The organism is Arthrobacter sp. NicSoilB8 (assembly GCF_019977355.1).
In the GTDB taxonomy this organism is placed as follows: domain Bacteria; phylum Actinomycetota; class Actinomycetes; order Actinomycetales; family Micrococcaceae; genus Arthrobacter.
On the sequence record NZ_AP024655.1, the window covers coordinates 921,991 to 948,006 of the forward strand.

General features: G+C 66.5%; 22 protein-coding genes. 16 read left to right on the forward strand and 6 right to left on the reverse strand.

Going from position 1 to position 26,016, the window contains the following annotated elements; genetic code table 11:
* Positions 1 to 213: 213 nt before the first annotated feature.
* Positions 214 to 864 (reverse strand): hypothetical protein, encoded by a 651-nt coding sequence (locus tag LDO15_RS04200; RefSeq protein ID WP_223984298.1) that lies wholly within the window; start codon positions 862 to 864, stop codon positions 214 to 216.
* Between the two features lie 116 nt (positions 865 to 980).
* On the opposite strand from LDO15_RS04200, the gene LDO15_RS04205 reads away from it, so the two are divergent.
* The 5 genes from LDO15_RS04205 to sucD all read left to right on the forward strand — a co-directional run bounded on the left by LDO15_RS04205 (position 981) and on the right by sucD (position 8,736).
* On the forward strand, positions 981 to 1,838 hold the full coding sequence (locus LDO15_RS04205; RefSeq protein ID WP_223984299.1) for an inositol monophosphatase family protein: 858 nt from the start codon (positions 981 to 983) through the stop codon (positions 1,836 to 1,838).
* A gap of 408 nt (positions 1,839 to 2,246) precedes the next feature.
* On the forward strand, positions 2,247 to 4,799 hold the full coding sequence (gene pcrA, locus LDO15_RS04210; RefSeq protein WP_223984300.1) for a DNA helicase PcrA: 2,553 nt from the start codon (positions 2,247 to 2,249) through the stop codon (positions 4,797 to 4,799).
* A 200-nt stretch (positions 4,800 to 4,999) separates the two neighbouring features.
* Positions 5,000 to 6,331 carry a nucleotide disphospho-sugar-binding domain-containing protein gene (locus LDO15_RS04215; protein ID WP_223984301.1) on the forward strand — a complete coding sequence of 444 codons (1,332 nt, stop codon included), beginning with the start codon at positions 5,000 to 5,002 and terminating at the stop codon, positions 6,329 to 6,331.
* Between the two features lie 320 nt (positions 6,332 to 6,651).
* Positions 6,652 to 7,821 carry an ADP-forming succinate--CoA ligase subunit beta gene (gene sucC / locus LDO15_RS04220; protein WP_223984303.1) on the forward strand — a complete coding sequence of 390 codons (1,170 nt, stop codon included), beginning with the start codon at positions 6,652 to 6,654 and terminating at the stop codon, positions 7,819 to 7,821.
* A 12-nt stretch (positions 7,822 to 7,833) separates the two neighbouring features.
* Complete coding sequence (gene sucD, locus LDO15_RS04225; protein ID WP_018776033.1) at positions 7,834 to 8,736, forward strand: succinate--CoA ligase subunit alpha; 903 nt, start codon at positions 7,834 to 7,836, stop codon at positions 8,734 to 8,736.
* Positions 8,737 to 8,841: 105 nt separating this feature from the next.
* Here the strand turns inward: sucD and LDO15_RS04230 are convergent, their stop codons facing one another.
* Positions 8,842 to 9,324, reverse strand: a complete 483-nt coding sequence (locus tag LDO15_RS04230) for an SRPBCC family protein (protein WP_223984306.1) — start codon at positions 9,322 to 9,324, stop codon at positions 8,842 to 8,844.
* The gene (locus tag LDO15_RS04235) at positions 9,321 to 9,683 is read right to left on the reverse strand and encodes a metalloregulator ArsR/SmtB family transcription factor (protein ID WP_223984309.1); all 363 of its coding nucleotides are present in this window, start codon (positions 9,681 to 9,683) and stop codon (positions 9,321 to 9,323) included. Before LDO15_RS04235 ends, LDO15_RS04230 begins: the two co-directional genes overlap by 4 nt.
* Before the next feature lie 245 nt (positions 9,684 to 9,928).
* Here LDO15_RS04235 and LDO15_RS04240 point away from each other — a divergent pair, with 245 nt between their 5' ends.
* The 9 genes from LDO15_RS04240 to LDO15_RS04280 all read left to right on the forward strand — a co-directional run bounded on the left by LDO15_RS04240 (position 9,929) and on the right by LDO15_RS04280 (position 20,702).
* Positions 9,929 to 10,333 carry a tautomerase family protein gene (locus LDO15_RS04240; protein ID WP_223984312.1) on the forward strand — a complete coding sequence of 135 codons (405 nt, stop codon included), beginning with the start codon at positions 9,929 to 9,931 and terminating at the stop codon, positions 10,331 to 10,333.
* Between the two features lie 247 nt (positions 10,334 to 10,580).
* Positions 10,581 to 11,582: a 5-dehydro-2-deoxygluconokinase gene (gene iolC / locus LDO15_RS04245; protein ID WP_223984316.1), complete on the forward strand. Its 1,002-nt coding sequence runs from the start codon at positions 10,581 to 10,583 to the stop codon at positions 11,580 to 11,582.
* The gene (locus LDO15_RS04250) at positions 11,579 to 12,535 is read left to right on the forward strand and encodes a deoxyribose-phosphate aldolase (RefSeq protein WP_223984317.1); all 957 of its coding nucleotides are present in this window, start codon (positions 11,579 to 11,581) and stop codon (positions 12,533 to 12,535) included. Before iolC ends, LDO15_RS04250 begins: the two co-directional genes overlap by 4 nt.
* Before the next feature lie 39 nt (positions 12,536 to 12,574).
* Positions 12,575 to 14,503 carry a 3D-(3,5/4)-trihydroxycyclohexane-1,2-dione acylhydrolase (decyclizing) gene (gene iolD, locus LDO15_RS04255; protein ID WP_223984318.1) on the forward strand — a complete coding sequence of 643 codons (1,929 nt, stop codon included), beginning with the start codon at positions 12,575 to 12,577 and terminating at the stop codon, positions 14,501 to 14,503.
* Between the two features lie 65 nt (positions 14,504 to 14,568).
* A complete protein-coding gene (locus LDO15_RS04260) occupies positions 14,569 to 16,083 on the forward strand; it encodes a CoA-acylating methylmalonate-semialdehyde dehydrogenase (RefSeq protein ID WP_223984319.1) in 1,515 nt (504 codons plus the stop codon).
* A gap of 197 nt (positions 16,084 to 16,280) precedes the next feature.
* Positions 16,281 to 17,192 (forward strand): sugar phosphate isomerase/epimerase, encoded by a 912-nt coding sequence (locus LDO15_RS04265; protein WP_223984320.1) that lies wholly within the window; start codon positions 16,281 to 16,283, stop codon positions 17,190 to 17,192.
* Positions 17,193 to 17,208: 16 nt separating this feature from the next.
* A complete protein-coding gene (locus tag LDO15_RS04270) occupies positions 17,209 to 18,222 on the forward strand; it encodes a Gfo/Idh/MocA family oxidoreductase (RefSeq protein WP_223984321.1) in 1,014 nt (337 codons plus the stop codon).
* A gap of 90 nt (positions 18,223 to 18,312) precedes the next feature.
* Positions 18,313 to 19,188, forward strand: a complete 876-nt coding sequence (locus tag LDO15_RS04275) for a sugar phosphate isomerase/epimerase family protein (protein WP_223984322.1) — start codon at positions 18,313 to 18,315, stop codon at positions 19,186 to 19,188.
* Entirely contained in the window at positions 19,185 to 20,702 is a 1,518-nt protein-coding gene (locus LDO15_RS04280; RefSeq protein ID WP_223984323.1) for a sugar porter family MFS transporter, read from the forward strand. The genes LDO15_RS04275 and LDO15_RS04280 overlap by 4 nt, the downstream gene beginning before the upstream one ends.
* Positions 20,703 to 20,856: 154 nt before the next feature.
* Here LDO15_RS04280 and LDO15_RS04285 read toward each other — a convergent pair whose 3' ends face one another.
* Complete coding sequence (locus LDO15_RS04285) at positions 20,857 to 21,306, reverse strand: MarR family transcriptional regulator (protein WP_223984324.1); 450 nt, start codon at positions 21,304 to 21,306, stop codon at positions 20,857 to 20,859.
* A 165-nt stretch (positions 21,307 to 21,471) separates the two neighbouring features.
* Between LDO15_RS04285 and LDO15_RS04290 the strand changes: the two genes are divergently transcribed.
* Entirely contained in the window at positions 21,472 to 22,701 is a 1,230-nt protein-coding gene (locus tag LDO15_RS04290) for an MFS transporter (protein ID WP_223984327.1), read from the forward strand.
* 107 nt (positions 22,702 to 22,808) lie between these two features.
* Here the strand turns inward: LDO15_RS04290 and iolB are convergent, their stop codons facing one another.
* Both iolB and LDO15_RS04300 read right to left on the reverse strand, forming a co-directional pair.
* Positions 22,809 to 23,705, reverse strand: coding sequence for a 5-deoxy-glucuronate isomerase (gene iolB / locus LDO15_RS04295; RefSeq protein ID WP_223984330.1), 897 nt, complete (start codon positions 23,703 to 23,705; stop codon positions 22,809 to 22,811).
* A gap of 175 nt (positions 23,706 to 23,880) precedes the next feature.
* Positions 23,881 to 24,621: a GntR family transcriptional regulator gene (locus LDO15_RS04300; protein WP_223984333.1), complete on the reverse strand. Its 741-nt coding sequence runs from the start codon at positions 24,619 to 24,621 to the stop codon at positions 23,881 to 23,883.
* 349 nt (positions 24,622 to 24,970) lie between these two features.
* On the opposite strand from LDO15_RS04300, the gene LDO15_RS04305 reads away from it, so the two are divergent.
* Entirely contained in the window at positions 24,971 to 25,966 is a 996-nt protein-coding gene (locus LDO15_RS04305) for a substrate-binding domain-containing protein (RefSeq protein WP_223984336.1), read from the forward strand.
* Positions 25,967 to 26,016: the final 50 nt, after the last annotated feature.

Genomic DNA, 26,016 nt, shown 5'->3' on the forward strand with positions numbered 1-26,016 from the left:
ATGTCCCGCCTCGGATGTTGCGGCACGGCGGACATGCCCCGTGCCGGGTCTGAATAATGGACATAAGCCCACTTGGTCCGATGCTCGTGCCCAGGACTGGACATGTCCCGCGTTCCCAACCAGGCGCAGGTGAGGAGTCCAGTGACCGGAACTAGGACTGGACATGTCCCGTAGTTTCAAACCGGGCGCAGGTGAGGAGTCCAGTGACCGGAACTAGGACTGGACATGTCCCGCGGCGGGGGAAGCGGCCGCAGCCCTGCGTCCCAGGAAGACGGCCACGCCGCCGGCAACGAGGCTGAGCGCCAGGAGTGTCCAGCCGGCCACAGTGAGCCCGGACGCCAGGGCGACCTGGCCGCCGTCGACGGTGTCAGCGGACATCATGGCATCGATCACCGTATTGCCCCAGAGCCTGACCGCCGCGAAGAGCAGCGGCAGCGCCCACAAGGCCCAGCGCAGGGATTTCCGGGCCACGTTGGTGCCGATCAGCAGCAGCCAGGTGAAGCCGAAGATCAGCGGGAAGAGCGTGCCGGCTGTCTTGTGGACATAGCTCAGCTGGCCCCGGGCGTCGGAGTCCATGGCCGCGCGCAGTTGCTCCACGAACCCCTGGTCGAAGCCGCCCACCAGCGAGTCCGGCATCGGCTGGCCGTCGGACAACTGCGTCAGCTGGTTCAGGGTGAGCAGGTGCAGGTACCAGAACAGGAACAAGCTGGCCACGACCCCGGCAATGACAATCAGATTGCTGTTGCTCTGCGCCTTCTGCGGCGTCCGGCTGGTGGTCGGGTTGATCACCGGAGGGAGATGGTGCTGGGGGACCGCCGCATTCGCGCCGTGCTTCTTGATCCGCTGTGCGGGTGTCTTGGCCATGGCTCCATTATCGCCCGCCTGGCACGCCCGCCTGGCACGCCCGCCTGGCACGGCCGCCCGGCACGGCCGCCTGCGCTGGCTGTTCACTGCGAACAGGCGCCGATAGTCTGGAAGGCGTGACCGAACTAGGAAGACACCGGCTTGGCCGGCACAGCACCGCTGATCTCGACCCGTCGCTGGATGACTACCAACTCGCCGAAGCCTTGGTCCGCGAAGCCGGCACGCTGGCGCTGCTGATGCGGCAGGCGGGACTTGAAGGCAGGCAGAAGACCTCGGTCTCGGATGTGGTGACGGCTGCCGACCACGCCGCCGAGTCCTACGTGCTGGAGCAGCTCCGGCGCTGCCGGCCCGATGACGGGATCCTGGGCGAAGAGGGTGCCTCCGTGGCGGGCAGCAGCGGCCGGACCTGGGTCATTGACCCCGTCGACGGGACCTACAACTTCCTCCACGGGTCCACATACTGGTGCTCGGCCCTTGCCCTGAAGGATTCAACCGGTGCAAGGCTTGGCGCCGTTTTCCAGCCCGACGAGGACAAGCTTTGGCTCGGCGGGACATCGCGGGCAGCCACACTCAACGGCGAACGGCTGCTCACGTTCCTGCCCGGCGTGTCCGGCGGCCAGGGGAGGTCCGATACCCCGGTGTCCGAGCTCGGTGCCGCGACGTACATCCACCCGACGTGGCTCGCCGATCCGATGTGCGCCATGCCCTGGCACGCGGCAGCGACGTCGGCGGCCGCGCTGCGCATGTTCGGGTCCGGGTCCTGCGACCTCAGCAGGGTGGCCGACGGCGAGCTCGGCTGCTGGTTCCAGCACAGTTGCCCTGAGTGGGACTGGCTGCCCGGCAAGGCAATCGTCGAGGCGGCCGGCGGCGCGACCGACGTCGTGCGCGTTAACGGACTCGAGTGGTTCATCGCGGGAGGCTCGACGGCGGTGCAACAGTTGCGCGCGGCGCTCACCTCGGGCGCGGTCGGCTAGGCTCCCCGCGGACGGGCCTCGCTGGAGGACATGCTCGTTCTTCAGTCCAGGGGGCGGGGGGCATGCTCATTCTTCGTGGTCGGGACAGGGCATAAAGGGATCATGTCCGATCGTTGTTTGCTACGTGCGACATGCTCACTGCTCAGCCCAGGGTCCGCGGGACATGCTCATTCGCCAGCGCCGTGTCCGGGGAACTCGCTCGTTCTTCGCCGTCAGGACCGGGGATGATGTCCGGACGGTTTGCGTGGGACATGCTCATTTCTTAGTGCTGGATCCGTGGGACATGCTCATTCTTCGCGGTGAGGAACGGGCACAAGGGCATCATGTCCATTGGCGGCGGGCGGCGGAGGGCATGTCCGGGAGGGGCGGACCCAGCCGTCAGTGCCACCGCCTAGACTTAGATACACCATGGATATGTTGTTTGACCCTTACGCCGACGGACCCTTCCAAGCTGCCCCCACGGCGGCGGCAGGGGCCAAAGCGCGCGCCGGGACGGGCCTCGCGGGCCTGGATTCAGGCGCGGGACACGGCGCTGCCTATGCCCCGGAGGGTAACGCCGCGGACGCCAACGGACCCGGAAACGCCCAAGGCGGCGGCTGGGATCGCCCGCAGCTTCCGGACGCCAGCGAGCTCCTCGAAGGACTGAACCCGCAGCAGGAGGAAGCCGTCAAGCACGCCGGCAGTGCCCTGCTGATCGTGGCCGGGGCGGGGTCGGGCAAGACCCGGGTGCTCAGTAACCGGATCGCGTACCTCATCGCGACGGGGCGGGCGCACCACGGTGAGATCCTCGCCATCACCTTCACCAACAAGGCCGCGGCCGAGATGCGGGAACGGATCGAGGCCCTGGTCGGCGGCCGGGCCAAGACCATGTGGATCTCCACGTTCCACTCCTCCTGCGTCCGGATCCTGCGCCGCGAGGCCAAGAACGTCGGGCGGAACTCCAACTTCTCGATCTACGACTCCGCGGACTCGCTGCGTCTGATCACGCTCGTCGCCAAGAACCTGGACCTCGACCCCAAGCGGTTCGCGCCCAAGGCCATCCAGCACAAGATTTCCGCGCTCAAGAACGAGCTGATCGACGCCGACAGCTACACCTCCAGCGCCAACTACAACGATCCTTTCGAGCAGGCCGTCGCCGAGGTCTTCAAGGGTTACACCCAGCGGCTGCACCAGGCCAACGCCATGGACTTCGATGACCTGATCGCCGAAACCGTCTACATGTTCCGGGCCTTCCCGGCCCTCGCCGATTCCTACCGGCGCCGTTTCCGGCACGTCCTCGTGGACGAATACCAGGACACGAACCACGCCCAGTACGCCCTGGTGCGCGAGATCGTCGGCGAGGGCCCCGGCGCTGCCGAGCTCACCGTCGTCGGCGACTCCGACCAGTCCATCTATGCGTTCCGCGGCGCGGACATCCGCAACATCGTGGAGTTCGAGAAGGACTACCCGGACGCCCGGACCATCAAGCTCGAGCAGAACTACCGCTCCACCCAGACCATCCTCAGCGCCGCGAACTCGGTCATCTCCCGCAACCCCAACCGGCCGGAGAAACGGCTCTGGACGGCTGAGGGGGACGGCGAAAAGATTGTCGGCTATGTCGGCGAGAATGAGCACGACGAGGCCCAGTTCATCGCGAAGGAAATCGACCGCCTGCAGGATGAGGGCGACCTGCGCCCCGGTGACGTCGCCATTTTCTACCGCACCAACGCCCAGTCCCGTTCGATCGAGGATGTTCTGGTGCGGGTGGGCCTGCCGTACAAGGTGGTCGGCGGCACCCGCTTCTACGAGCGCAAGGAGATCAAGGACGCCCTCGCCTACCTGCGGGTCCTGGTCAACCCGGACGACGACGTCAACCTCCGCCGGATCCTCAACGAACCCAAACGCGGCATCGGCGACCGTGCCGAGGGCGCCGTCGCTGCCCTTGCCGAGCGCGAGCGCACCTCCTTCATGGCCGCCGCGCGGCGCGCCGACGAGGCCCCGGGCATGGCGACACGCTCCGTCAATGCCGTGCTGGGCTTCGTGAAACTCCTCGACGACCTCGCCGAAGTGGCCTCCGGCTCCGGTGCGGCCGCCGCCCTGGAAGCGGTGCTCGAACAGACCGGCTACCTGGCGGCGCTGCGCTCGAGCACGGACCCCCAGGACGAATCGCGGGTGGAAAACCTTGCGGAACTGGTCGCCGTCGTGCGCGAATACGAACGCGACAACCCCGAAGGTTCCCTCGGAGCGTTCCTGGAGCAGGTCTCCCTCGTGGCCGACGCCGACCAGATCCCGGATGCCCCGGCGGGGACCGCCGACCAGCTGGCCGCGGCCGTCGCCGAGGCCAAGCGACTGGGCGTCGTCACGCTGATGACCCTGCACACCGCGAAGGGGCTGGAATTCCCGGTGGTGTTCCTCACCGGCATGGAACACGGGCTGTTCCCGCACCAGCGCTCCGCCACGGATCCCAAGGAACTGGCCGAGGAACGCCGTCTGGCCTACGTGGGACTGACCCGCGCCCGGAAGCGCCTCTACCTGACCCGGTCCGAGGTCCGGAGCATGTGGGGCCAGAGCCAGTACAACCCCGCCAGCCAGTTCATCGAGGAGATCCCGGCCGAGCTCGTCGAGTGGAAGCGGGAAGGCGCCACCCGCCAGAGCGGGGGCTGGGGGAGCGGCGCTCCGATCGGTTCCAGCCGCTATGGCGGATCATTCTGGGGTGCCGGAACGGCGCGCGGCACCGGCGCCAGCCCGTCCGCGGGCTTCAACGCCGATGTTCCCGCCGCCGTCGCCAAGAACCGGGTCCAGCCGCAGAAGGAAATCGTCGCCGTCAGTGTGGGGGACAAGGTCAACCACACAAGTTTCGGCAACGGCACCGTCCTGGCGGTGGAGGGCGCCGGGGACAAGACGGTCGCCAAGGTGACGTTCGACGTCGGCGAGAAGCGGCTGCTGCTGCGTTACGCGCCGCTCACCAAGCTGGACGCCTGACTCCTCTGGACGGCTGGCGCGTCACACCGGATCGTCAGCCAAAACCCCGCACCCGAGCGGCTTCGGGCATCGGCTAGCGATCGGCTGCCGCTGCCCTGAAGCATTGTGCCGCGGACGCAAGCCGCCTACAGTCTGAGCATCGAGCGCCGCGAAGCGGAATTCCGTCCGCGACGCCGCATCAGGACAGCGACGGAGCCGGCATGAAAGTTCTGTTGGCCAGCCAGGCCATCCCCGGGCACTTCAATCCCATGACGGGCATCGGTGTCCGGCTGAAGGACGAGGGCCACGACGTCGGCTGGTATACGGGCCGCACGCTCGCCGGCAAACTGGAGGGCCTGGGCATCCCGCACTACCCGTTCGATCGCGCGATTGAGCACACCGGGGACAACCTCAATGAGCTCTACCCGCAACGCGCCAAGCTCAAGGGACCGATGGCCATCCGCTTCGACGGCGAACGGATCGTTGCCAGCAACGTCACCAATTTCTTCGAAGACATCAGGGATGTCCAACAGCAGTTTCCGTTCGATGTCGTCGTCGTGGACAACACCATGTTCGTCCAGCGGCTCGTGGCTGTTGTGCTGGGCAAACCGGTGGTCAGCTTCGTCCCCATCGGCAACATGGAAAGTGACCCGCTGGTGCCCCCGATGTTCTTCGGCTTCGCCCCGGCCCGTACCCCCGCCCACAAGATCCTCCATGCCGGTGCGCGGCTGGTGTCGGACCAGTTCGTCACGAAACCGGCGCGCAACAGCTATGTCCGGCAATTGCGCGGCTATGGTCTCCACACCGAGCGGGGGAAACCCATCACCGACGAGCCGTACCGATGGTCCGATGCGATCATCCAGACGGGCACCGCCTCCCTGGACTTTCCGCGGCGGACCGTTAACCCGAAAGTCCACTATGTCGGCGCCCTGTTGCCGCACCGTCCGGGAGGCACGGCGAGCCCCGGGACGGCTGCTGCCCTGACCGCGGACGCCCGGCAGCCGACGTCGGACGGGACCTACCGCCGGACCGTCGTCGTCACCCAGGGAACCGTTGACAACAGGGACCCGGCAAAGCTGATGGTCCCCACGATCGAGGCGCTGAAAGACACTGATTCGCGCATCATCGTGGCGACCGGCGGTGCGGGCACCGAAGAACTGCGACGGCGGTATCCGCAGCCCAATGTCGTTGTCGAGGACTACATCGACTTTGCCCGGGTCTTTCCCTTCACGGATGTTTTCGTCACCAACGGCGGATTCGGCGGAGTGCTGCTGAGCCTGTCCTACGGCGTCCCGCTCGTGACGGCAGGCCTCAACGAGGGGAAGAACGATGTCAACGCCCGGGTGGAATTCGCCGGCGTCGGGGTCAACTTGAAGACGGAGACGCCCAGCGCCGCGGCGGTCCGCTCCGCCGTCGACACCTTACTGAGCGATCCGTCCTGGCGCGCGCGGGCGCAGGAGATGCGCGGACAGTTCGAGGCGGAAGACAGCGTCGGGGCCGCCATCGAGGTCATCAAAGCCGCCGCCGGCTCCGGCGGGACACCAGCCGTCTGAGCCCGGCGCCGGCAGCGGCAATCGCCGTCATCCCCGCAGCCGTCGCGGACCCCAGAGACCTCCCAGTGGGCATCGAACACCCCAAAAACCGCGTAATCTAGCGGTTTTTCTACGCTCCATAGAATAGTGTCCTTACTCACATAACGGGTACTCTGGAACGGGCTGGTCCGATCGAAGGACTAGAGTTCCCAGAGGAGCATTGCGCCGTGTGGCTCGTTTCCAAGCTTGTCGCAGGGTGCGTTTATTCCGCAGCCCGGTAACCGCGAGTACGTGGGGTCCGGCTGTACAGAAACTACTTCGACGTAGAAGGACACTAAACCGTGGACCTGTTTGAATACCAGGCGCGCGATATGTTCGAGGCGCACGGTGTACCCGTGCTTGCTGGCATCGTGGCGCACACCCCTGAAGAAGCAAAGGCAGCTGCCGAGAAAATCGGCGGCGTAACTGTCGTCAAGGCACAGGTTAAGGCCGGAGGCCGCGGCAAGGCCGGCGGCGTCAAGGTCGCCAAGACCGCTGATGAGGCATTTGAACACTCCACCAACATCCTCGGGATGGACATCAAGGGCCACACCGTCCACCGCGTGATGATCGCCCAGGGCGCGGACATCGCCGAGGAATACTACTTCTCTGTCCTGCTGGACCGGGCCAACCGCAATTACCTGGCCATGTGCTCGGTTGAAGGCGGCATGGAAATCGAGCAGCTCGCCGTTGAGCGCCCCGAAGCCCTGGCCAAGATCGCGATCGACCCGGCCGTCGGCATCGACCAGGCCAAGGCCGATGAAATCGTTGCCGCTGCAGGCTTCGCCGAGGAACTGCGCGGCAAGGTCGCCGGCGTAATTCTGAAGCTCTGGGACGTTTTCAAGAAGGAAGACGCCACCCTCGTGGAGGTCAACCCGCTCGTCCTGACCGGCGCCGGCGACATCGTTGCCCTCGATGGCAAGGTCTCCCTGGATGAGAACGCGGACTTCCGCCACCCGAAGCACGCCCACCTTGAAGACAAGGATGCTGCTGACCCGCTCGAGGCCAAGGCCAAGGCGCAGGACCTCAACTACGTCAAGCTGGACGGCGAAGTCGGCATCATCGGTAACGGTGCCGGTCTCGTGATGTCCACCCTCGACGTCGTTGCTTACGCCGGCGAGAACCACGGCAACGTCAAGCCCGCGAACTTCCTGGACATCGGCGGTGGAGCGTCCGCCGAGGTTATGGCAGCAGGCCTCGACGTCATCCTGGGCGACCCGCAGGTCAAGTCCGTCTTCGTCAACGTCTTCGGCGGCATCACCGCGTGTGACGCCGTCGCCAAGGGCATCGTCGGTGCGCTGGCCGAGCTCGGCCACTCCGCGAACAAGCCGCTGGTCGTCCGCCTCGACGGCAACAACGTTGAGGAAGGCCGCCGCATCCTGGCCGAGGCCAACCACCCGCTGGTTACCCTGGCCGCCACCATGGACGAGGGCGCCGACAAGGCTGCCGAGCTCGCCAACGCAGCGAAGTAGAGGGACTGGACTATGTCTATTTATCTGAACAAGGACTCCAAGGTCATCGTCCAGGGCATCACCGGCGGCGAAGGCACCAAGCACACCGCCCTGATGCTCAAGGCCGGCACCAACGTTGTTGGCGGCGTCAACGCCCGCAAGGCCGGCACCACGGTCCTGCACGGCGACACCGAGATCACCGTTTTCGGCACCGTCAAGGAAGCCATGGCCGAGACCGGCGCTGACGTTTCCATCGTCTTCGTCCCGCCGGCCTTCACCAAGGACGCCGTCGTTGAAGCCATCGAGGCCGGCATCGGCCTGGTCGTCGTCATCACCGAAGGCGTGCCGGTCCAGGACTCCGCCGAGTTCTGGGCACTGGCCCAGTCCAAGGTCGATGCCAACGGCAAGCAGGTCACCCGCATCATCGGACCGAACTGCCCCGGCATCATCACCCCGGGTGAGGCCCTCGTCGGCATCACCCCGGCCAACATCACGGGCAAGGGCCCGATCGGCCTCGTCTCCAAGTCAGGCACCCTGACCTACCAGATGATGTACGAACTGCGCGACCTGGGCTTCTCCACCGCCATCGGCATTGGCGGCGACCCGGTCATCGGCACCACCCACATCGATGCCCTCGAAGCCTTCGAAGCCGACCCGGAAACCAAGGCGATCGTGATGATCGGCGAAATCGGCGGCGACGCCGAAGAGCGTGCCGCCGACTACATCAAGGCGCACGTCACGAAGCCGGTTGTCGGCTACGTGGCCGGCTTCACCGCCCCGGAAGGCAAGACCATGGGCCACGCAGGCGCCATCGTCTCGGGTTCCGCAGGCACCGCCCAGGCCAAGAAGGAAGCCCTCGAGGCTGCCGGCGTCAAGGTCGGCAAGACGCCGTCCGAGACCGCCAAGCTCCTGCGCGAAGTCTTCGCAACCCTCTAGGCTCCAAGCACCAGAAGCAACGCGGGGTCACTTTCGGCCCATTCCACTCGCTGGGATGGGCGCGAAGTGACCCCGCGTTGTTTGTTTAAGTCAGGGACGCTCTTCCTAGACCTTTGCCCCGGTGAGAACTTCCTCCAGCCGCTCATAGCCTTCGGACATGCCGCCCTCCATCCCGGACTGTGCCATGCCGTCGCGCGCCTCCATGCTGGGGTAGACCGCGCGGCCGCTGAGCCGGGAACGGCCGCCGCCGAGGTCTTCAAAGGTCAGGAACTCGATGCTCACCACGTCCGGGTAGCCGTCGAATTCGAAGGTCTGGATGGCGAAGTCGTTCTCGCGGACAGTGTGGAAGACGCCGCTGAAGACGTACGCGCTGCCGTCCGGTGCGGTGTGGGTGTAGCGGTAGCTGCCGCCGGTCCGGAAGTCGTAGTGGTCAATGGTCATGGTCATCCGCCGCGGACCGAGCCACTGGGCGACGAGCTCGGGGTCCTTGTGCGCACGGTAGACCTCGGAAACGGGAAAGTCGAACTCTCGCTCGAAGTCGATGAAGGGCAGCCCCTCGGGGACTGTCAGTGTCAGTGCGTTGCTCATGATGCATCCTTTGCCTGGGTGCCGCCCTCGGCGGCGCGGGTTTCAAGCACGGCGTCAAGGCTGCGGAACTGCCCTTCGCGGACCAGCCGGTACTGGTCAATCCAAGCGGTGAGCGCTTCCAGCCGTGCGGGGTTCAGGTGCACGGGCCGGCGCTGGGCGTCACGGGTGCGCGTGACCAGCTGAGCCTGCTCGAGGACCTGGATGTGTTTCGAGACCGCCTGCTTGGTGATCGCGAAAGGTTCCGCCAATTCATTGACGGTGGCCGGACCCCGGCTAAGCCGGGCAATGATGCGGCGGCGGACCGGGTCGGCGAGGGCCAGGAAGGCCGCGTCGAGCCCGCCGTCGTCGCTGGAATCCATGGGTGGGCGCCTCCTCGACAGCAGTGTTCGGTGATCAACTTATTCTTTGATCAACCTCTTGGTTGTTAACGCTACGCCGACACTTCGCGCCGCGCAATACCCCAACGCGGGGTCACTTGGCGCCCGTCCCGCACCCCGGGATGGGCGCCAAGTGACCCCGCGTTGCTTTGTGGGGGGCGGGGATGCTTGCACCGCCTCTTGAGAGTTTGTTAGTATGTCAGGACAAACTACTGAAGGAGATGCGAGTGCCCCTCGTGCGAATCGACGTCAATCAGGGCCGGACCCCGGAGCAGCTCCGCGGGCTCAGTCAGGGAATCCATGCGGCCATCGTGGCCGAATACGGCATACCGGAGCGGGACTACTTCCACGTCCTGACCGAGCATCCCGCCGGGCAGATTGTCGCCCAGGACGCCGGGCTCGGCTTCGAGCGGACGCCCGATGTTGTCATGATCCAGATCTTCACCCAGGCCGGCCGCAGCCAGCCCGCCAAGCAGTCCCTGTTTGCCGCCATCGCCGAAAGCCTGTCCGCCCAGGGGATCGCCGGCGAGGACGTCTTCATCGGCTATGTCGAGAACACGGCGGGGGACTGGTCGTTTGGTTTTGGCCAGGCCCAGTACATTACGGGCGAACTTGGAGTCCCCAGCAAGTAGCCGCAGGGGGCTTCCGGCGCCGGCTCGACGCCGTTGCCGGGCCGTCTCGGCACCGTCTTGGCACCCGCGCCGCGGGGCTGCCGGAGCGCTCCGTGTCATGTTGTAAATATGTCAGTACAAACCTTTGACAGTACATAGATTCTAGGGCAAAGTAGTGGATGTGGCCGGGCTCACGCCGGCCCCCTAAGCACCGAAGCCTAGGCTGCGCGAAGGTACCGAGTTCACACCAGAAAGGTCCACGATCACCGTGACCCACGAACTGCTCACGATCGGGCGCATCAGCGTTGATATCTACCCGAACGACATCGGGGTGGATCTGGAGGATGTCACGTCCTTCGGAAAGTACCTTGGCGGATCCCCGTCCAACGTGGCGGTCGCCGCCGCCCGCCATGGCCGCCGCACCGCTGTCATCACCCGCACCGGCGACGACGCCTTCGGCAAATACCTGCACCGCGAGCTGCGCAAGTTCAACGTCGACGACTCCTTCGTCACCGCGGTCAAGGAATGGCCCACCGCGGTCACGTTCTGCGCGATCAAGCCGCCGGAAGACTTCCCGCTCTACTTCTACGGGCGGTTCCCCACGGCCCCGGACCTGCAGATCAAGGCCGAGGAACTGGACCTGGACGCCATCAGGGACGCCGGAATTTTCTGGTCCACCGTCACCGGACTCTGCCAGGAGCCCAGCCGCACCGCCCATCTGGCGGCCCACGAGGCGCGGCCCCGCACCAGGCTGAAGCCGGGCCAGTTCACCATCCTGGACCTCGACTACCGGCCGATGTTCTGGGCCTCCGAGGAAGAAGCCCGCGAACAGGTCGCCAAAATCCTGCCGCACGTCACCGTGGCGATCGGCAACGACAAGGAATGCGCCGTCGCCGTCGGCGAGGGCACCCCGGACGAGCAGGCGGACCGGCTGCTCGCCGCCGGCGTCGAAATCGCCGTCGTGAAGCTTGGCCCCGAAGGCGTCATGGCCAAGACCCGCACCGAACGCGTCGTCTCCGCCCCGGTCCCGGTGGAAACCGTCAACGGCCTCGGCGCCGGCGACTCCTTCGGCGGGGCCTTCTGCCACGGGCTGCTCTCCGGCTGGCCGCTCGCCCAGGTCCTCGACTTCGCCAACGCCGCCGGCGCCCTCGTCGCCTCCCGCCTGTCCTGCGCCGACGCGATGCCGACGCCCGACGAAGTCACCGGCCTGCTCGCCGAGCGCGGCCGCCTCGTGCCCGGCACCTACGCCTCCGAAGGAGCAACACTGTGAGTGTCACCCCAGCCTCCGCCACCCTCACCGTGGGCGATGATCCCCGCCGTTACGAGCACCTGAGCATCATCCGGCTCGAAGACCCGGACGCGGTCGCCCGCGCCGCGAAGGCCAGGCGCCGCCACCCCGGCGTCAAGGCCGGCAGGCAGAACTTCATCGTTGCCGCCGACCACCCCGCCCGCGGCGCCCTCGCGGTCGGCAGCGACCCCGTGGCCATGGCTGACCGCCGCCAGCTCCTGGACCGCCTCCAGATTGCCCTGGCCAACCCCGACGTCGACGGCGTGCTCGCCTCGCCGGACATCATGGACGACCTCCTGCTGCTCGGCGCGCTCGAGGGCAAGCTGCTCTTCGGCTCGATGAACCGCGGCGGGCTCTCCGGCCTGGTGAACGAGTTCGATGACCGCTTCACCGGACACACCGCGGCCGCGCTCCAGGCCCTGGGTGCCGACGGCGGCAAGATGCTCACCCGCATCTGCCTCGGTGACCCGGACACCGTGGCCACGCTCGAGGCAACGGCGAGGGCGATCGATTCCCTGGCCGAGCGCAAGCTGATTGCCATGGTGGAGCCGTTCCTCTCCGTCCGCGAGAACGGCAAGGTCCGCAACGACCTCTCCACCAACGCCGTGATCAAGTCAGTCGGCATCGCCGAGGGGCTGGGTTCCACCAGCGCCTACACCTGGATGAAGCTGCCCGTGGTGCCGGAGATGGAACGTGTCATGGCGTCCACCACTATGCCCACCGTGCTCCTCGGCGGAGACCCGGACGCCGGCCAGGACGAGGTGTTCGCCTCCTGGCAGGCCGCCTTGGCCCTGCCGGGTGTCCAGGGCCTCACGGTCGGCCGGACCCTGCTGTACCCGCATGACGGCGACGTCGCCGGAGCCGTGGCGACCGCCGCCTCGCTGCTGCACCATGCCAACCCAGAATCCACCCGCACCGAAGAAGCATCGGAGTAAATTCCCATGGGAATGAGAACTGCATCAGGAACCCGCAGAATGACCGTGGCCCAGGCCGTGGTGGAATACCTGTCCCAGCAGTACACCGTCGATTCGATCGGCGGCCAGGACTTCCGGGAGCGCCTGATTCCGGGCACGTTCGGCATCTTCGGCCACGGCAATGTTGCCGGCGTCGGCCAGGCCCTGAAGCAGTACCAGCAGCTCGATCCGACGATCATGCCGTACTACCAGGGCCGCAACGAACAGGCCCAGGCGCACCAGGCCGTCGGCTACGCCCGGCACACCCGGCGCCGCCAGACCTTCGCGATCAGCACCTCGATCGGCCCGGGTTCCTCGAACCTGCTCACCGGCGCGGCGCTGGCCACCACGAACCGGCTGCCGGTCCTGCTGCTGCCCAGTGACACCTTCGCCACCCGGGCCGCGGACCCCGTGCTGCAGCAGCTCGAGCAGCCCTACGCCTACGACATCACGGTCAACGACGCCTTCCGGCCGCTGTCGAAGTTCTTCGACCGCGTCTCCCGGCCCGAGCAGCTGTTTTCCGCGTTCCACCACGGCCTGCGCGTCCTGACGGACCCGGCCGAGACCGGCGCGGTCACGATCTCCCTGCCCCAGGACGTCCAGGCCGAGGCCTTCGACGTGCCCGAGGAGTTCCTGGCCGAGCGCGAATGGCGGATCCGCCGCCCCGACGCCGACGACGAGGACATCCGCCGCGCCGCCGACGCCATCCGCGCCGCCAAGCGCCCGCTGATCATCGCCGGCGGCGGCGTGCTCTACGCCTACGCCAACGAGGAACTCGCGAAGTTCGCCGAGCTGACCGGCATCCCGGTGGGCAACACCCAGGCCGGCGTCGGCGTCCTGCCGTGGGACCACAAGTTCTCGCTCGGCGCGATCGGCTCCACCGGCACGACGGCGGCCAACGCCATCGCCGCCGAAGCGGACCTGATCATCGGCATCGGCACCCGCTACGAGGACTTCACCACCGCGTCCCGGACCGCGTTCCAGAACCCGGACGTGAAGTTCATCAACATCAACGTCGCCGCAATCGACGCCTACAAGCACGGCACCTCCCTGCCGATCGTCGCGGACGCCCGCAAGGCCCTGGTCAAGCTGAACCAGGCCCTCGGCGGCTACCGGATCGGCGCGGATCTCGAGCAGCAGATCGCGAACGAGAAGGCCCGCTGGAACGCCACGGTGGATCAGGCGTTCGATACCCGTTTCACGCCGCTGCCGGCGCAGAACGAGATCATCGGCGCCACGAGCCGGGCCATGGACGCCCAGGACGTCGTCATCTGCGCCGCCGGGTCCCTGCCCGGTGACCTGCACAAGATGTGGCGTGTCCGGGATCCGTTCGGCTACCACGTCGAATACGCCTACTCCTGCATGGGCTACGAAATCCCCGGCGGCCTCGGCGTCAAGCGCGCCGCCCTCGCCGAAGCCGCGAAGGGCGGGGCGCAGCGCGACGTCGTCGTGATGGTGGGGGACGGCTCCTACCTGATGATGCACACCGAACTCGTCACCGCCGTCGCCGAGCGGATCAAACTGATCGTCGTCCTGATCCAGAACCACGGCTACGCCTCGATCGGCTCGCTCTCCGAGTCCCTCGGCTCCCAGCGCTTCGGCACCCAGTACCGCGCCCTGGACGAGGAACACCACAGCTTCGACGACGGCGAGCGGCTCCCGGTGGACCTGGCCCTGAACGCCGAAAGCCTCGGCGTGAAGGTGATCCGGATCGAACCGGGCGAGAAAGTCATCGCCGAGCTCGAGCAGGCCATCCGCGACGCCAAGGCCGCTCCCGAAAACGGCGGCCCGATTGTCATCCACGTCGAATCCGACCCGCTGCTGGATGCCCCCAGCTCCGAGTCGTGGTGGGACGTTCCGGTCTCCCAGGTCTCCGAACTCGATTCCACGAAACAGGCCTTCCAGACCTACGTCGACCACAAGAGCCGCCAGCGCAAGCTGCTCGGCTGACCTCCCCTTCATCACCCCGAACCGCCCCAGACAAAGATAGTCACAGACCAAGGAAGTCCATCACCATGTCAACGACGACCGTCACCACCAAGACCATCCAGCACTTCATCAACGGCGCCGAAACCGCAGGCACCGGCACCCGCACCCAGCCCGTCTACAACCCGGCCACCGGCGCCGTCTCCGCGGAGCTGCGGCTGGCCAACCGGGAAGACCTCGACGCCACCGTCGCCGCTGCCCGCGCCGCCGCCGACACCTGGGGCGACATCTCCCTGGCCAAGCGCACCGCCGTGCTGTTCAAGTTCCGCGAACTCGTCGCCTCCCACATCGACGAGCTCGCCGAGCTGATCACCGCCGAACACGGCAAGGTCCTCTCCGACGCCAAGGGCGAGATCGGCCGCGGCCTGGAGGTCATCGAGTTCGCCTGCGGCATCCCGCAGCTGCTCAAGGGCGACTACTCCGACCAGGTCTCCACCGGGATCGACGTGTTCTCCTTCCGCGAGCCGCTCGGCGTCGTCGCCGGGATCACCCCGTTCAACTTCCCGGTCATGGTCCCACTGTGGATGGCGCCGATGGCAATCGCCACCGGCAACGCCTTCATCCTCAAGCCCTCCGAACGCGACCCCTCCGCCTCCATGCTCCTGGCCAAGCTGTGGAAGCAGGCCGGCCTGCCCGACGGCGTCTTCCAGGTCCTGCACGGCGACAAGGAAACGGTCGACGGCCTGCTGACCCACCCGGACGTCGACGGCATCTCCTTCGTCGGCTCCACCCCGATCGCCCGCTACGTCCACGAGACCGCCACCGCACACGGCAAGCGCGTCCAGGCCCTGGGCGGGGCGAAGAACCACGCAATCATCCTGCCCGACGCCGACCTCGACAACGCCGCCGACCACCTCGCCGCCGCCGCCTTCGGCTCCGCCGGGGAACGCTGCATGGCGATCTCCGTCGCCGTCGCCGTCGGCGAAGCCGCCGACCTGCTAGTCAAGAAGGTCCAGGAGCGTGCCCTGGCCGTCAAGGTCAACAACGGCACCGTGCCCGACGCCGAAATGGGCCCGGTCATCACGCCGGCGTCCAAGGAACGCATCGTGAAGATCGTCACCGAAGCCGAAGCCGCCGGCGCCGCCATGGTGGTGGACGGCCGCGACCTCGTGGTCCCCGGCCATGAGGACGGCTTCTGGGTCGGCCCCACCGTCCTGGACCACGTCAAGACCGAAATGACCGCGTACACCGAGGAAATCTTCGGCCCCGTCCTGGTTGTGGTCCGGGTGGAGGACCTGGACGCCGGCATCGCCCTGATCAACTCCAACCCGTACGGCAACGGCACCGCGATCTTCACCTCGTCCGGCGCCGCGGCCCGGAAGTTCCAGCGCAGCGTCACGGTGGGCATGATCGGGATCAACGTCCCGCTGCCCGTGCCCGTGGCCTACCACTCCTTCGGCGGCTGGAAAGCATCCCTCTTCGGTGACAAGCACATCTACGGCCCCGAAGGCGTCTCCTTCTACACCCGCGGCAAGGTCATCACCTCCCGGTGGCCCGAACCGACCCACGCCTCCGGCGCCTCCTACAACTTCCCGTCCAACTAGTCCCACCGCCACCCTGGCCTCGCAAGTCCCCACCGGCTCCCAGCCTTCGCAAGCTCAGGCAGGGGCCCTCGCCGGTGGGGCCCCACGGCCGGGGAACCCCGGCGGCGTGGGCCCACCCACAGCCACCCATTGCTCCGTAAGTGCCGTTTTGAGCCCACGAAGGGCACTTACGGAGCAGTCGACACAAGGATTGAACAATGACTGAGAACAAACTCATCATCGGCACCGCGCCGGACTCCTGGGGCGTCTGGTTCCCGGATGACCCCCAGCAGACCCCCTGGGAACGCTTCCTCGACGAGGTCGCCGAATCCGGCTACAAGTGGATCGAACTTGGCCCCTACGGTTACCTCCCCACCGATCCGGCCCGCCTGGCCGAAGAGCTCAAGCAGCGCGACCTGAAGATCTCGGCCGGAACGGTTTTCACCGCTTTCCACCGCGGGGCCCACCAGTACGACGAGGCCTGGGAGCCGGCCCGCAAGGTCGCCGAACTCACCGCCGCGATGGGAGGCGAGCACATCGTGGTCATCCCGGCAATGTGGCGCGACGACGTCACCGGCGAGGCCGTGGAGAGCGGCGAGCTGACCGAGAAGGCGTGGAGCGACCTCTTCGCCGGCCACAACCGCATGGGCAAGACCCTCCTGGAGGACTTCGGCCTGAAGCAGCAGTTCCACTCGCACGCAGACTCCCACGTCGGCGCGCAGGAGGACATTGAAACCCTGCTCGCCGCCACGGACCCCAAGTACCTGAACCTGTGCCTGGACACCGGTCACGCCGAATACTGCGGGGCCTCCAGCCTCGATCTGATCAAGAACTACCCGGACCGGATCGGCTACCTGCACCTCAAGCAGATCAACCCGGACATCCTCAAGAAGGTCAACGAGGAAAACATGACGTGGGCCGCCGCCAACCTGGCCGGCGTGATGACCGAGCCGCCGAACGGCCTGCCGGACCTGCGCGCCGTCATCGAAGCCGTCGAGGCGCTCAACCGGCCGATCTTTGGCATTGTGGAACAGGACATGTACCCCGTGGCCTTCGACGTCCCGATGCCGATCGCCAAGCGCACCCGCAACTACCTGCTCTCCTGCGGCTCCCGCACCGCCGTCAACTAGAACTGAGGACAAGATCATGACCAAGACCCTCCGCGTTGCTGTCATCGGCGCCGGCCGTATGGGCGCAGACCACATCCAGCGGCTCAACACCCGCATCCACGGAGCCGAAGTTGCCGCCGTCGTCGACGTCGACCTCGCCCGTGCCCAGGCCGCCATCGAAGGCATCCCGGGCGCCGTCGCCCTCGCCGACGCCGAGGAAGCCCTCAACAACGGCGACGTCAACGCCGTGCTGATCGCCACCCCCGGTTTCCTGCACGAGGACATCCTGCTCAAGGCGATTGCCAAGGACATCCCGATCCTCTGCGAGAAGCCGCTCACCCCGGATGCCGAATCCTCCTGGAAGATTGTCGAGGCCGAGCAGAAGCTGGGCCACAAGCGCATCCAGGTCGGCTTCATGCGCCGTTTCGACGCCGAATACGCCGCCCTGGGCAAGATCATCCGCGACTCCGAACTCGGTGAGCTGCTCATGCTGCACCACCAGCACCGGAACCCCACCACCCCGGCGGGCTTCACCAACGAGATGCTGATCAACGACTCCGTGGTCCACGAATTCGACGCCATCCGCTACTTCACGGGCGAGGAAATCACCTCGGTCCAGGTCCGCCTCGGCAAAGCCACGCGGAACGCGCCGGCCGGACAGCACGACCCGCAGCACGTCCTGATCGAGACCGAGTCCGGCGTGCTGGCCGACGTCGAGATCTACGTCAACGCGAAGTTCGGCTACGAAGTGGCCACCCAGGCCTCCTTCGAAGACGGCATTGTCAGCATCGGCGGGGACAAGGGCCCGTACACCCGCAGCAACGGCCACTGGGGCGGCAACGTCACGCCCGGCTTCGAGGAACGTTTCGGGGCGGCGTACGACGTCGAAATCCAGTCATGGGTCGACGCGGCCCTTCGCGACGAGATCGGCGGCCCCACCGCCTGGGACGGCTACGCCACGGCCGCCTGCTGCGAGGCCGGCGTCGAGGCGCAGAAGAATGGCGAAAAGGTCGCCGTGAAGCTCAACGCCAAGCCCGCCCTCTACCGCTAGAAACTCTGCCGGCCGGCGCCCCTCTTCTACCGCAAAGTACGGGGCGCCGGCCGGCTGCACGCCCACCAGATCCACAATGGAGTGTTCACCGTGAAAATCGCCCTTGACCCCACGCCGTTCCACCACAGCCGCGGACTCCTGGAGTTCCCGCGCGTTGTTGCCGACCTCGGCTACAAGTACATGCAGATGACCCCGCATGCCGATTTCATTCCCTTCTACAACCACCCGAAGGCCGACGACGAGCTGGTGGGCCAGCTCAGCAAGGCCTGCAAGGACGCGGGAATCGAAATCGCCTCGGTGCTGCCCGTGCTGCGCTGGTCCGGACCGGACGAGGATGCCCGCGAAGCCGCCGTCCGCTACTGGAAGCGCGCCATCCAGATCACTGTGGACCTGGGCGTCAGCACCATGAACACCGAGTTCTCCGGCCGGCCGGAGAAGGCCGAGGAATCCGAGCGCGCCTTCTACCGCTCCATGGAGGAATTGCTCCCGATCATCGAGCGGGAGGGGATCGACCTGCTGATCGATCCGCACCCGGACGACTTCGTCGAGGAGGGCCTGGCCGCGATCCGGGTGATCCGCGGACTGAACTCGAAGAATGTGGGCCTGGTCTACGTGGCCTCGCACAGCTTCCACATGAAGAACGAACCGCTGGAGATCATGCGGGCCGCGGGGGACAAGCTGCGCCTGGTCCACGTCGCCGACACCATGGACCACCACGCCTCACACGGCCTGCGCTACATCACCAACCCGCCGGGCAACCCCGTCCGCGTGCACCAGCACCTGAAGATCGGCGACGGCGACGTCAACTGGGACGAGTTCTTCGGCGGACTCAAGGAAATCGGCTTCCTGGACCGCGAGGACACAGTGATGGTCTCCAGCGTCTTCGCCGAGGACGACAACGCCGCGGAAGTCTCCCGCTACCAGCTGGAGACGATGACGCAGCGCATCGAGAAGGCGAGCCTATGACGAAGTCCGACGGCACACTGACGAACTCAGCTTCGGACTCCACGTTCGAATCAACGGCCGACTCCTCCGCCGACTCCGACGTCCGGGAAGCCGCGCTCCAGGAACCCGCGGCCCGGGCCGCGGGCCGCGCCTCGAATCCCAAGGGTTTCATGCGGCGCGTGGCGCTCTTCTCCACGTTTGGCGGCCTCCTCTTCGGCTATGACACCGGCGTCATCAACGGCGCCCTGCCGTTTATGCAGCGGGACCTCGGCCTCACCCCGCTGACCGAGGGGCTCGTGACCTCCACCCTGCTCTTCGGCGCGGCGTTCGGCGCGATCTCGGCGGGCCGGCTGTCGGACCGCTTCGGCCGGCGCAGGACCATCATGGGGCTCGCGTTGATCTTCGCGGTGGCCACGATCGCCTGCTCCGTCTCGCCCAGCACCGAGATGCTCATCGCGTCCCGCACCCTGCTGGGCCTGGCCGTCGGCGGGGCATCGGTGATCGTCCCGGTCTACCTCGCCGAAATGTCCCCGGCAGCCCAGCGCGGCCGGATCGTGACGCAGAACGAGCTCATGATCGTCACGGGACAGTTCCTGGCCTTCACGTTCAACGCCGTCCTGGGCAACGCCTTCCCGGAGGCCTCCCACGTGTGGCGGTGGATGCTCGTTATTGCCACGCTGCCCGCCGTCATCCTGTGGTTCGGCATGCTGCTGCTGCCCGAAAGCCCCCGCTGGCTGGCGTCGGCCGGCCGCTTCGGCGAGGTCCTGGACGTGCTGCGCCGGACACGCGCCACGGAGGACATTTCCACCGAGTTCGACGAGGTCCGGCAGGCCGCCCGGGAAGACTACCAATCCAAGCTCGGCACCGTCCGCGACCTCACTGTTCCGTGGATCCGGCGCATCTTCGTCGTCGGGCTGGGCTTGGCCGTGATCAACCAGATCAGCGGCGTCAACGCCATCATGTACTACGGCACCTCCATCCTCTCCAGCTCGGGCTTCGGCGACCAGGGCGCCCTCATCGCCAACGTCGTCAACGGCGTCACCTCGGTGGTCGCCGTCGTCGTCGGGATGTCCCTCATGTCGCGGTTGCCGCGCAAGTCCATGCTGGTCGCCGGCCTGATCGGAACGTCATCGTCCCTGCTGGCCATCGGCATCATTTCCATGGTCATCCCGGAGAGCACGCTCCGCGGCTACCTTGTGCTGCTGTTCATGGTGACGTTCCTGGCCTCGATGCAGTCCTGCATTGGCACAGTGACGTGGCTGACGATGGCCGAAATCTTCCCGCTGCATGTCCGCGGGATTGGCATGGGCATCTGTGTCTTCGTGCTGTGGATGATCAACTTCCTGATCGGGTTCTTCTTCCCGCAGATGGTGTCCTGGATTGGCGTCTCGGTGACATTCTTCATCTTCGTCGCGATCCAGCTGGCAGCCATCGTCTGGGTCCAGCGCGTGGTTCCGGAGACCCAGGGCAAGAGCCTGGAGGATTTGGAGCACTTCTTCAAGCAGGCGGCCGTCAAGCAGCCCGCCACCCTATAGCCCCACAAGCAGACAGCCACACAAGCAGACAGCCCCGCCCCGGGCACCCAACTGACTCGCAGCAGGGGCCGTTATGAGCCCTCATAACGGCCCCTGCTGCGAGTCAGTTGGGCCTTGGGGCGGGGCTTCCTGCGGTGGCTTCTGAAGTGTCGCGCTAGACCCGGGCGTGCAGCCGGGGGAGGGCGTCGACCAACGGGGCCAGTTCCGGGACTTCCTGGGCCTCGGCGAGCGCCCGCTCCAGCGTGGCGTCGTGAACGGGTCTGGTCTGCTCGAGAAGTGCGATGCCGCTGGGCGTGAGCTCGGTGTATATCCCGCGGCGGTCATCCGCGCAGAGGATCCGGGTCAACAGCCCGCGGTCCTCGAGCCGGTTGACCAGACGCGTGGTGGCGCTCGCGCTCAATGCCGTGGCGCGGGCCAGCTGCTGCATCCGCATGTGCCAGCCGTCCTGCCGGCTCAGCGCGTCCAGCACGGTGTACTCCACGACGGAGAGCTGGGCCTCGGCCTGCAGGGAACGCTCCAGCTCTGCCTCGATCAGCCCGTGCAGGGCCGCCAGGGTCCGCCACCCTTGCGCCCGGACCTCGACGGCGTCGTCCTTGATGCCCATCTGGTAATTCCCTTCAACTCGCGTGCCCGGCGAGGGTGCTGCCGGACACATCAAATAATAGTTGCTTGCGCGCCATATCTGCTTGTGCAACAATAAATAACGCGTCTGCAACTACTAGCTTACGCGCCATACCCCCTTCCGTACAGCTTTGTAAGGAGCACCTCCATGCCTGTTGGCCTGATAGCCCTCGCCCTTGGCGGGTTCGGCATCGGACTCACCGAGTTCGTCATTATGGGTCTGCTGCCGCAAGTGGCCGCAGACTTCCACGTCACCGAGGCCACTGCGGGCTGGCTCATCTCCGGCTACGCGCTCGCCGTCGTTGTCGGGGCACTGGGCCTCACCGCTGCCGTAACGCGCTTCGAGCGCAAGCCCGTGCTGGCCGTGCTGATGATGCTCTTCATTGCCGGCAACCTCGTCTCGGCGCTTGCACCGGATTACTCGATCATGATGATCGGCCGGATCATCGCCGCGCTGGCGCATGGTGCCTTCTTCGGTATCGGCGCCGTGGTGGCCGCCAGCATGGTGGCGCCGAACAAGAAGGCCGGCGCGATCGCGATCATGTTCACCGGCCTCACGGCGGCGAATGTGCTGGGCGTCCCGTTCGGGACCATGCTGGGCCAGGCTGCGGGCTGGCGCTCCACGTTCTGGGCGATCACGGTGATCGGCGTCCTCGCCCTGGCCGGCATCCTAACGCTGGTCCCCAAAACAGAGTCAGGGGACGCCGCCGCGGGTTCTGCCTCTGGCGGCCTGCGCGGCGAGCTCCGGGCCTTCCGGTCCGGGCAGGTCTGGCTCTCTATCCTGGTCACTATCCTCGGCTACGGCGGCATGTTCGGCGCCTTCACCTACATTGCGTTCACCCTGACCGAGGTCACAGGCTTCTCCGCCACCACGGTCCCGTGGCTGCTGATCCTCTTCGGCGTCGGACTCTTCGTCGGCAACACGATCGGCGGCAAGGCAGCCGACAAGAACGTGGACCGCACCCTGCTCGTGGTGCTCGCCGTCCTGGTGGTGGTGCTCGTGGTGTTCGCCCTGACCGCCGGCAACCAGCCGATGACCATCGCCTCCATGGTGCTCCTGGGCGGTTTCGGCTTCGCCACCGTTCCCGGGCTGCAGATGCGCGTCATGAAGTATGCCAGCAGCGCGCCCACCCTGGCCTCCGGCGCCAATATCGGCGCCTTCAACGTAGGCAACGCCCTGGGGGCATGGATGGGCGGCGTCACCATCACCGCCGGCCTCGGCTACACCTCGCCGATCTGGGCCGGCGCCGGAATTACCCTGCTGGGCCTGGCGGTGATGGCGTTCGCGGCAGCCGCTGCCAGGAAGCACGACGCCGGACGGCCGGCCGACGTCGAGAGTTCCACGACGGATTCCGAGACTGAGCTGCAGCCGGCCTAACGGCCCGGCCGAAGCCGAGCTGAAGCCGGTCCAGCTGAAGCTGACCCGGCCGTAGCCGGGCCGGCGGTGGCCGCCTACTCGGCCGCCCTCGCGTCACTCCGCGGCATCTACCGGCCGAACGGCAGCCGCGGGTCCAGGTCCTTGCCCTCCCACGTCTGGCGGATCCAGCCGTGGTGCGGGTCGTCGCTGATGAGCCACTCGCGGACCGGGCCCGGGCCGGCCATGACATTGAGGTAGTACAAGTCGTAACCGGGGGCGGCCATGGCCGGCCCGTGCCAGCCGTAGGGCACCAGGATGACGTCGCCGGTCCGGACTTCGGCCGCGACGTCGATGGGCCGCTCGTCGGAGGCATAGACGCGCTGGTAGCCGATGGCGTCGTCGGCGCCGGGGCGCGCGGGCGCCCCGGGAGTGACCCGGGTTTCGAAGTAGTAGATCTCCTCGAGGTTGGTCTCGCCGTCCTTTTCCTCATCGTGCTTGTGCGGGGGATAGGAGGACCAGTTGCCGCCCGGGGTGAGGACCTCGCAGACGATGAAGCGGTCCGCTTCGAGCGCGGCGGGGGTGCCGAAATTGTGGACCTGGCGGGAGCAGTTGCCCGCCCCGCGCAGCTCCACCGGCGTCTCGGCGGCCGTGATGAGGCGCGTCGGGTAGGAGGCCTTGGCCGGGGCGGTGGCTACCGCCACCCGTCCGCCGTCGGCCGAGGTGATGGTGACAGCTTTGCCGGTTCCCGTGTAGAGCACATCGCTGGGGCCGCTGAAGACGTTGTCCCGGCCGGCCAGGGGATAATCCTGTCCGTCCACCGTTGCCACGAAGGAGCCGTTGAGCGGGATCACGATGCGTTCCTCCGCCGCCGCGTCCAGTCCGACGGCGCCGCCGGCCGTCAGTGTGGCGACTTTCAGCCCGGTGTGTGCCCAGCCGTCCACCTCCAGTCCGGAATCGGAGGTTCCGATGGAAATGTCCCACTTGCCTTCGGCGGCGGTGCCGAGCGGATAGACCCAGTTGGCCATGGAAGCTGCCCTTTCGTTGTCGCGCCGGAGAGCGGCGCGTGTGTGCGGAGTTGGAGCGGCGGAGCCCGTGGTTGAGCGACCGCCCGTGACCGCCTTTCTGAAGCGCCTAGATCTGAACGTTGATTACAAACGCCAATCTCGAGGCGCCCAGAATTGAGCGGTTATCTCTGATCGCCTATCTCTGAACGAGTGTCATCTCAAAGCTGTAGGAATCTGCCCGGTAGACGTGGTGGCCGGTTTCCACCATCCGCCCGGTGTCGTCCACGGCGGTGCGCTCCATGGTGACGAGGGCGGAGCCGGGAGTGGTTTCGAGCAGCGGTGCCTGGTAATCGTTGGCGATCATTGCGCCGATACGCTGCGAGGCAAGGCGGAAGTTCACCCCGCCGTTGCGCAGGATGCCGTAGAGACCCTGCGATGCCAGGGTCGCCTCGTCGAGGGCCGTGATGTCGTCGCGTACCCAGTTCTCCATCAAAGCCAGAGGCTTGCCGCCCACTTTCCGGAGCCGGGTGAAGTGGTAGACCTTGGCGCCGGCGGGGAGCTGCAGTGCTTTCAGGATCGCCGCGTCGGCTTCAATATGGGAGAAGCTGAGCACATCCGTGGTGGGCTTGCTGCCGTTGTTGCTGAGGTCGTCGTAGAGGCTGGAGAGTTCCAGCGGGCGGCGGACCTGGCTGGATACCACCTGGGTGCCTACGCCGCGCTTGCGGACCAGGAGGCCGGAGCGGACGAGCTCATCCATGGCCTTGCGCATCGTGGGGCGGGAAAGGTTGAGCTGGGCGGCCAGATCGATCTCATTTTCCAGCCGGCTGCCAGGCTCGAGGAGCCCGGTGTGTATCGCAGCCTCGATACCCTGTACCACTTGGTGGTACAGGGGTACCGGGGAAGAACGGTCGATCTGCAGATTTAGTTGATTCGCCACGGGGCGTGCTCCCTTGTGCTCCGCGGTGGCCGAAGTGCCGGCCTGTCCGCGTATGTCAGGCGCATGTTCGCTTGATAGGACATACTGCCTTTTTCTGATAGTAGCAGGGCGGCAATAGTGAGCCAAGGGCCATTGAGGGAAGCGGCGCGAGTAGGGGGCAGGTGGATGGCTTTGCGCTGGTCAAGCCCACGAATGCGGCATTTCCATCGCGTAGCGTTACGTCAAAACATCCTAATGTCAGGACAAACTATTGACATCTGTGATTGAAGTCACCATGATCGGTGGTAGATGGCTCACAGACCGACGCGATGAAGCGGACGGCGTGGCCCGGAATCGAAGGAGATTGATCGTGACCAAGTTCTCGTGGCGGAAAGCGACCCTTGTGGCGGCCGTTGTACCCATGCTGGCCCTGAGCGCGTGTTCCAGCACCGGCGGCAAGCCCGCGGACACAGGCAACGCGGCTGGTGGAGGCCAGGCCGCTTCGACGCCCCGGATCAAGATTGCCCTGATCACCCACGCTCCGGCCGGTGACACGTTCTGGGACACCGTCCGCAAGGGCGCCGAAGAAGCGGCAGCGAAGGACAATGTTGAACTGCTGTACACGGGCGATCCGGAAGCCGGCCGGCAGTCGCAGCTGATCCAGCAGGCCATCGATCAGAAAGTCGATGGCATCGCCGTAACCTTGGCCACGCCGGACGCGCTGAAGGACTCGCTGAAGAAGGCCACTGACGCGGGCATCCCGATTGTCAGCCTGAACGCCGGCGAATCAGTCTCCTCCCAGCTGGGAGCATTCACCCACTTTGGCTCCAACGAGCAACTCGCCGGTCAGGCCGTGGGCACCAAGCTGGCCGATGACGGCTACAAGCACCCAATCTGCGTGATCCAGGCGCAGGGGCACGTGGGACTCGAAGCTCGGTGTGCCGGTGTGAAGGCCAAGGTACCCGGGACGGAGATCCTGTACGTGAACGGTGCGGACATGACCTCGGTCGAGTCGACGGCGACCGCAAAGCTGCAGGCTTCCAAAGACGCTGACGTGATCATCGGGCTGGGCGCTCCCATCACCCTTACCCTCCTGAAGTCCGTGGCGACCGCCGGAAGTTCGGCCAAGGTTGCCAGCTTCGACCTGAACAAGGAACTGGCGCAGAAGATCGTCGATGGCGCTGTCCTGTTCACGGTGGACCAGCAGCCATGGCTGCAGGGCTACGGCGCAGTCGATGCGCTGTGGCAGAACAAGCGCGGTGGATTCAAGATCGGCGGCGGCCAGCCGGTCCTGACGGGACCCGCGATCGTCGACAAATCAAATGCGGCCGATGTCCTGAAGTTCGCCGAGCAGGGTATCCGCTAACAGCCCGCTGGCCGGGCCGGCTCGCGCCGGCCCGGCAGCAAGGAGAATTA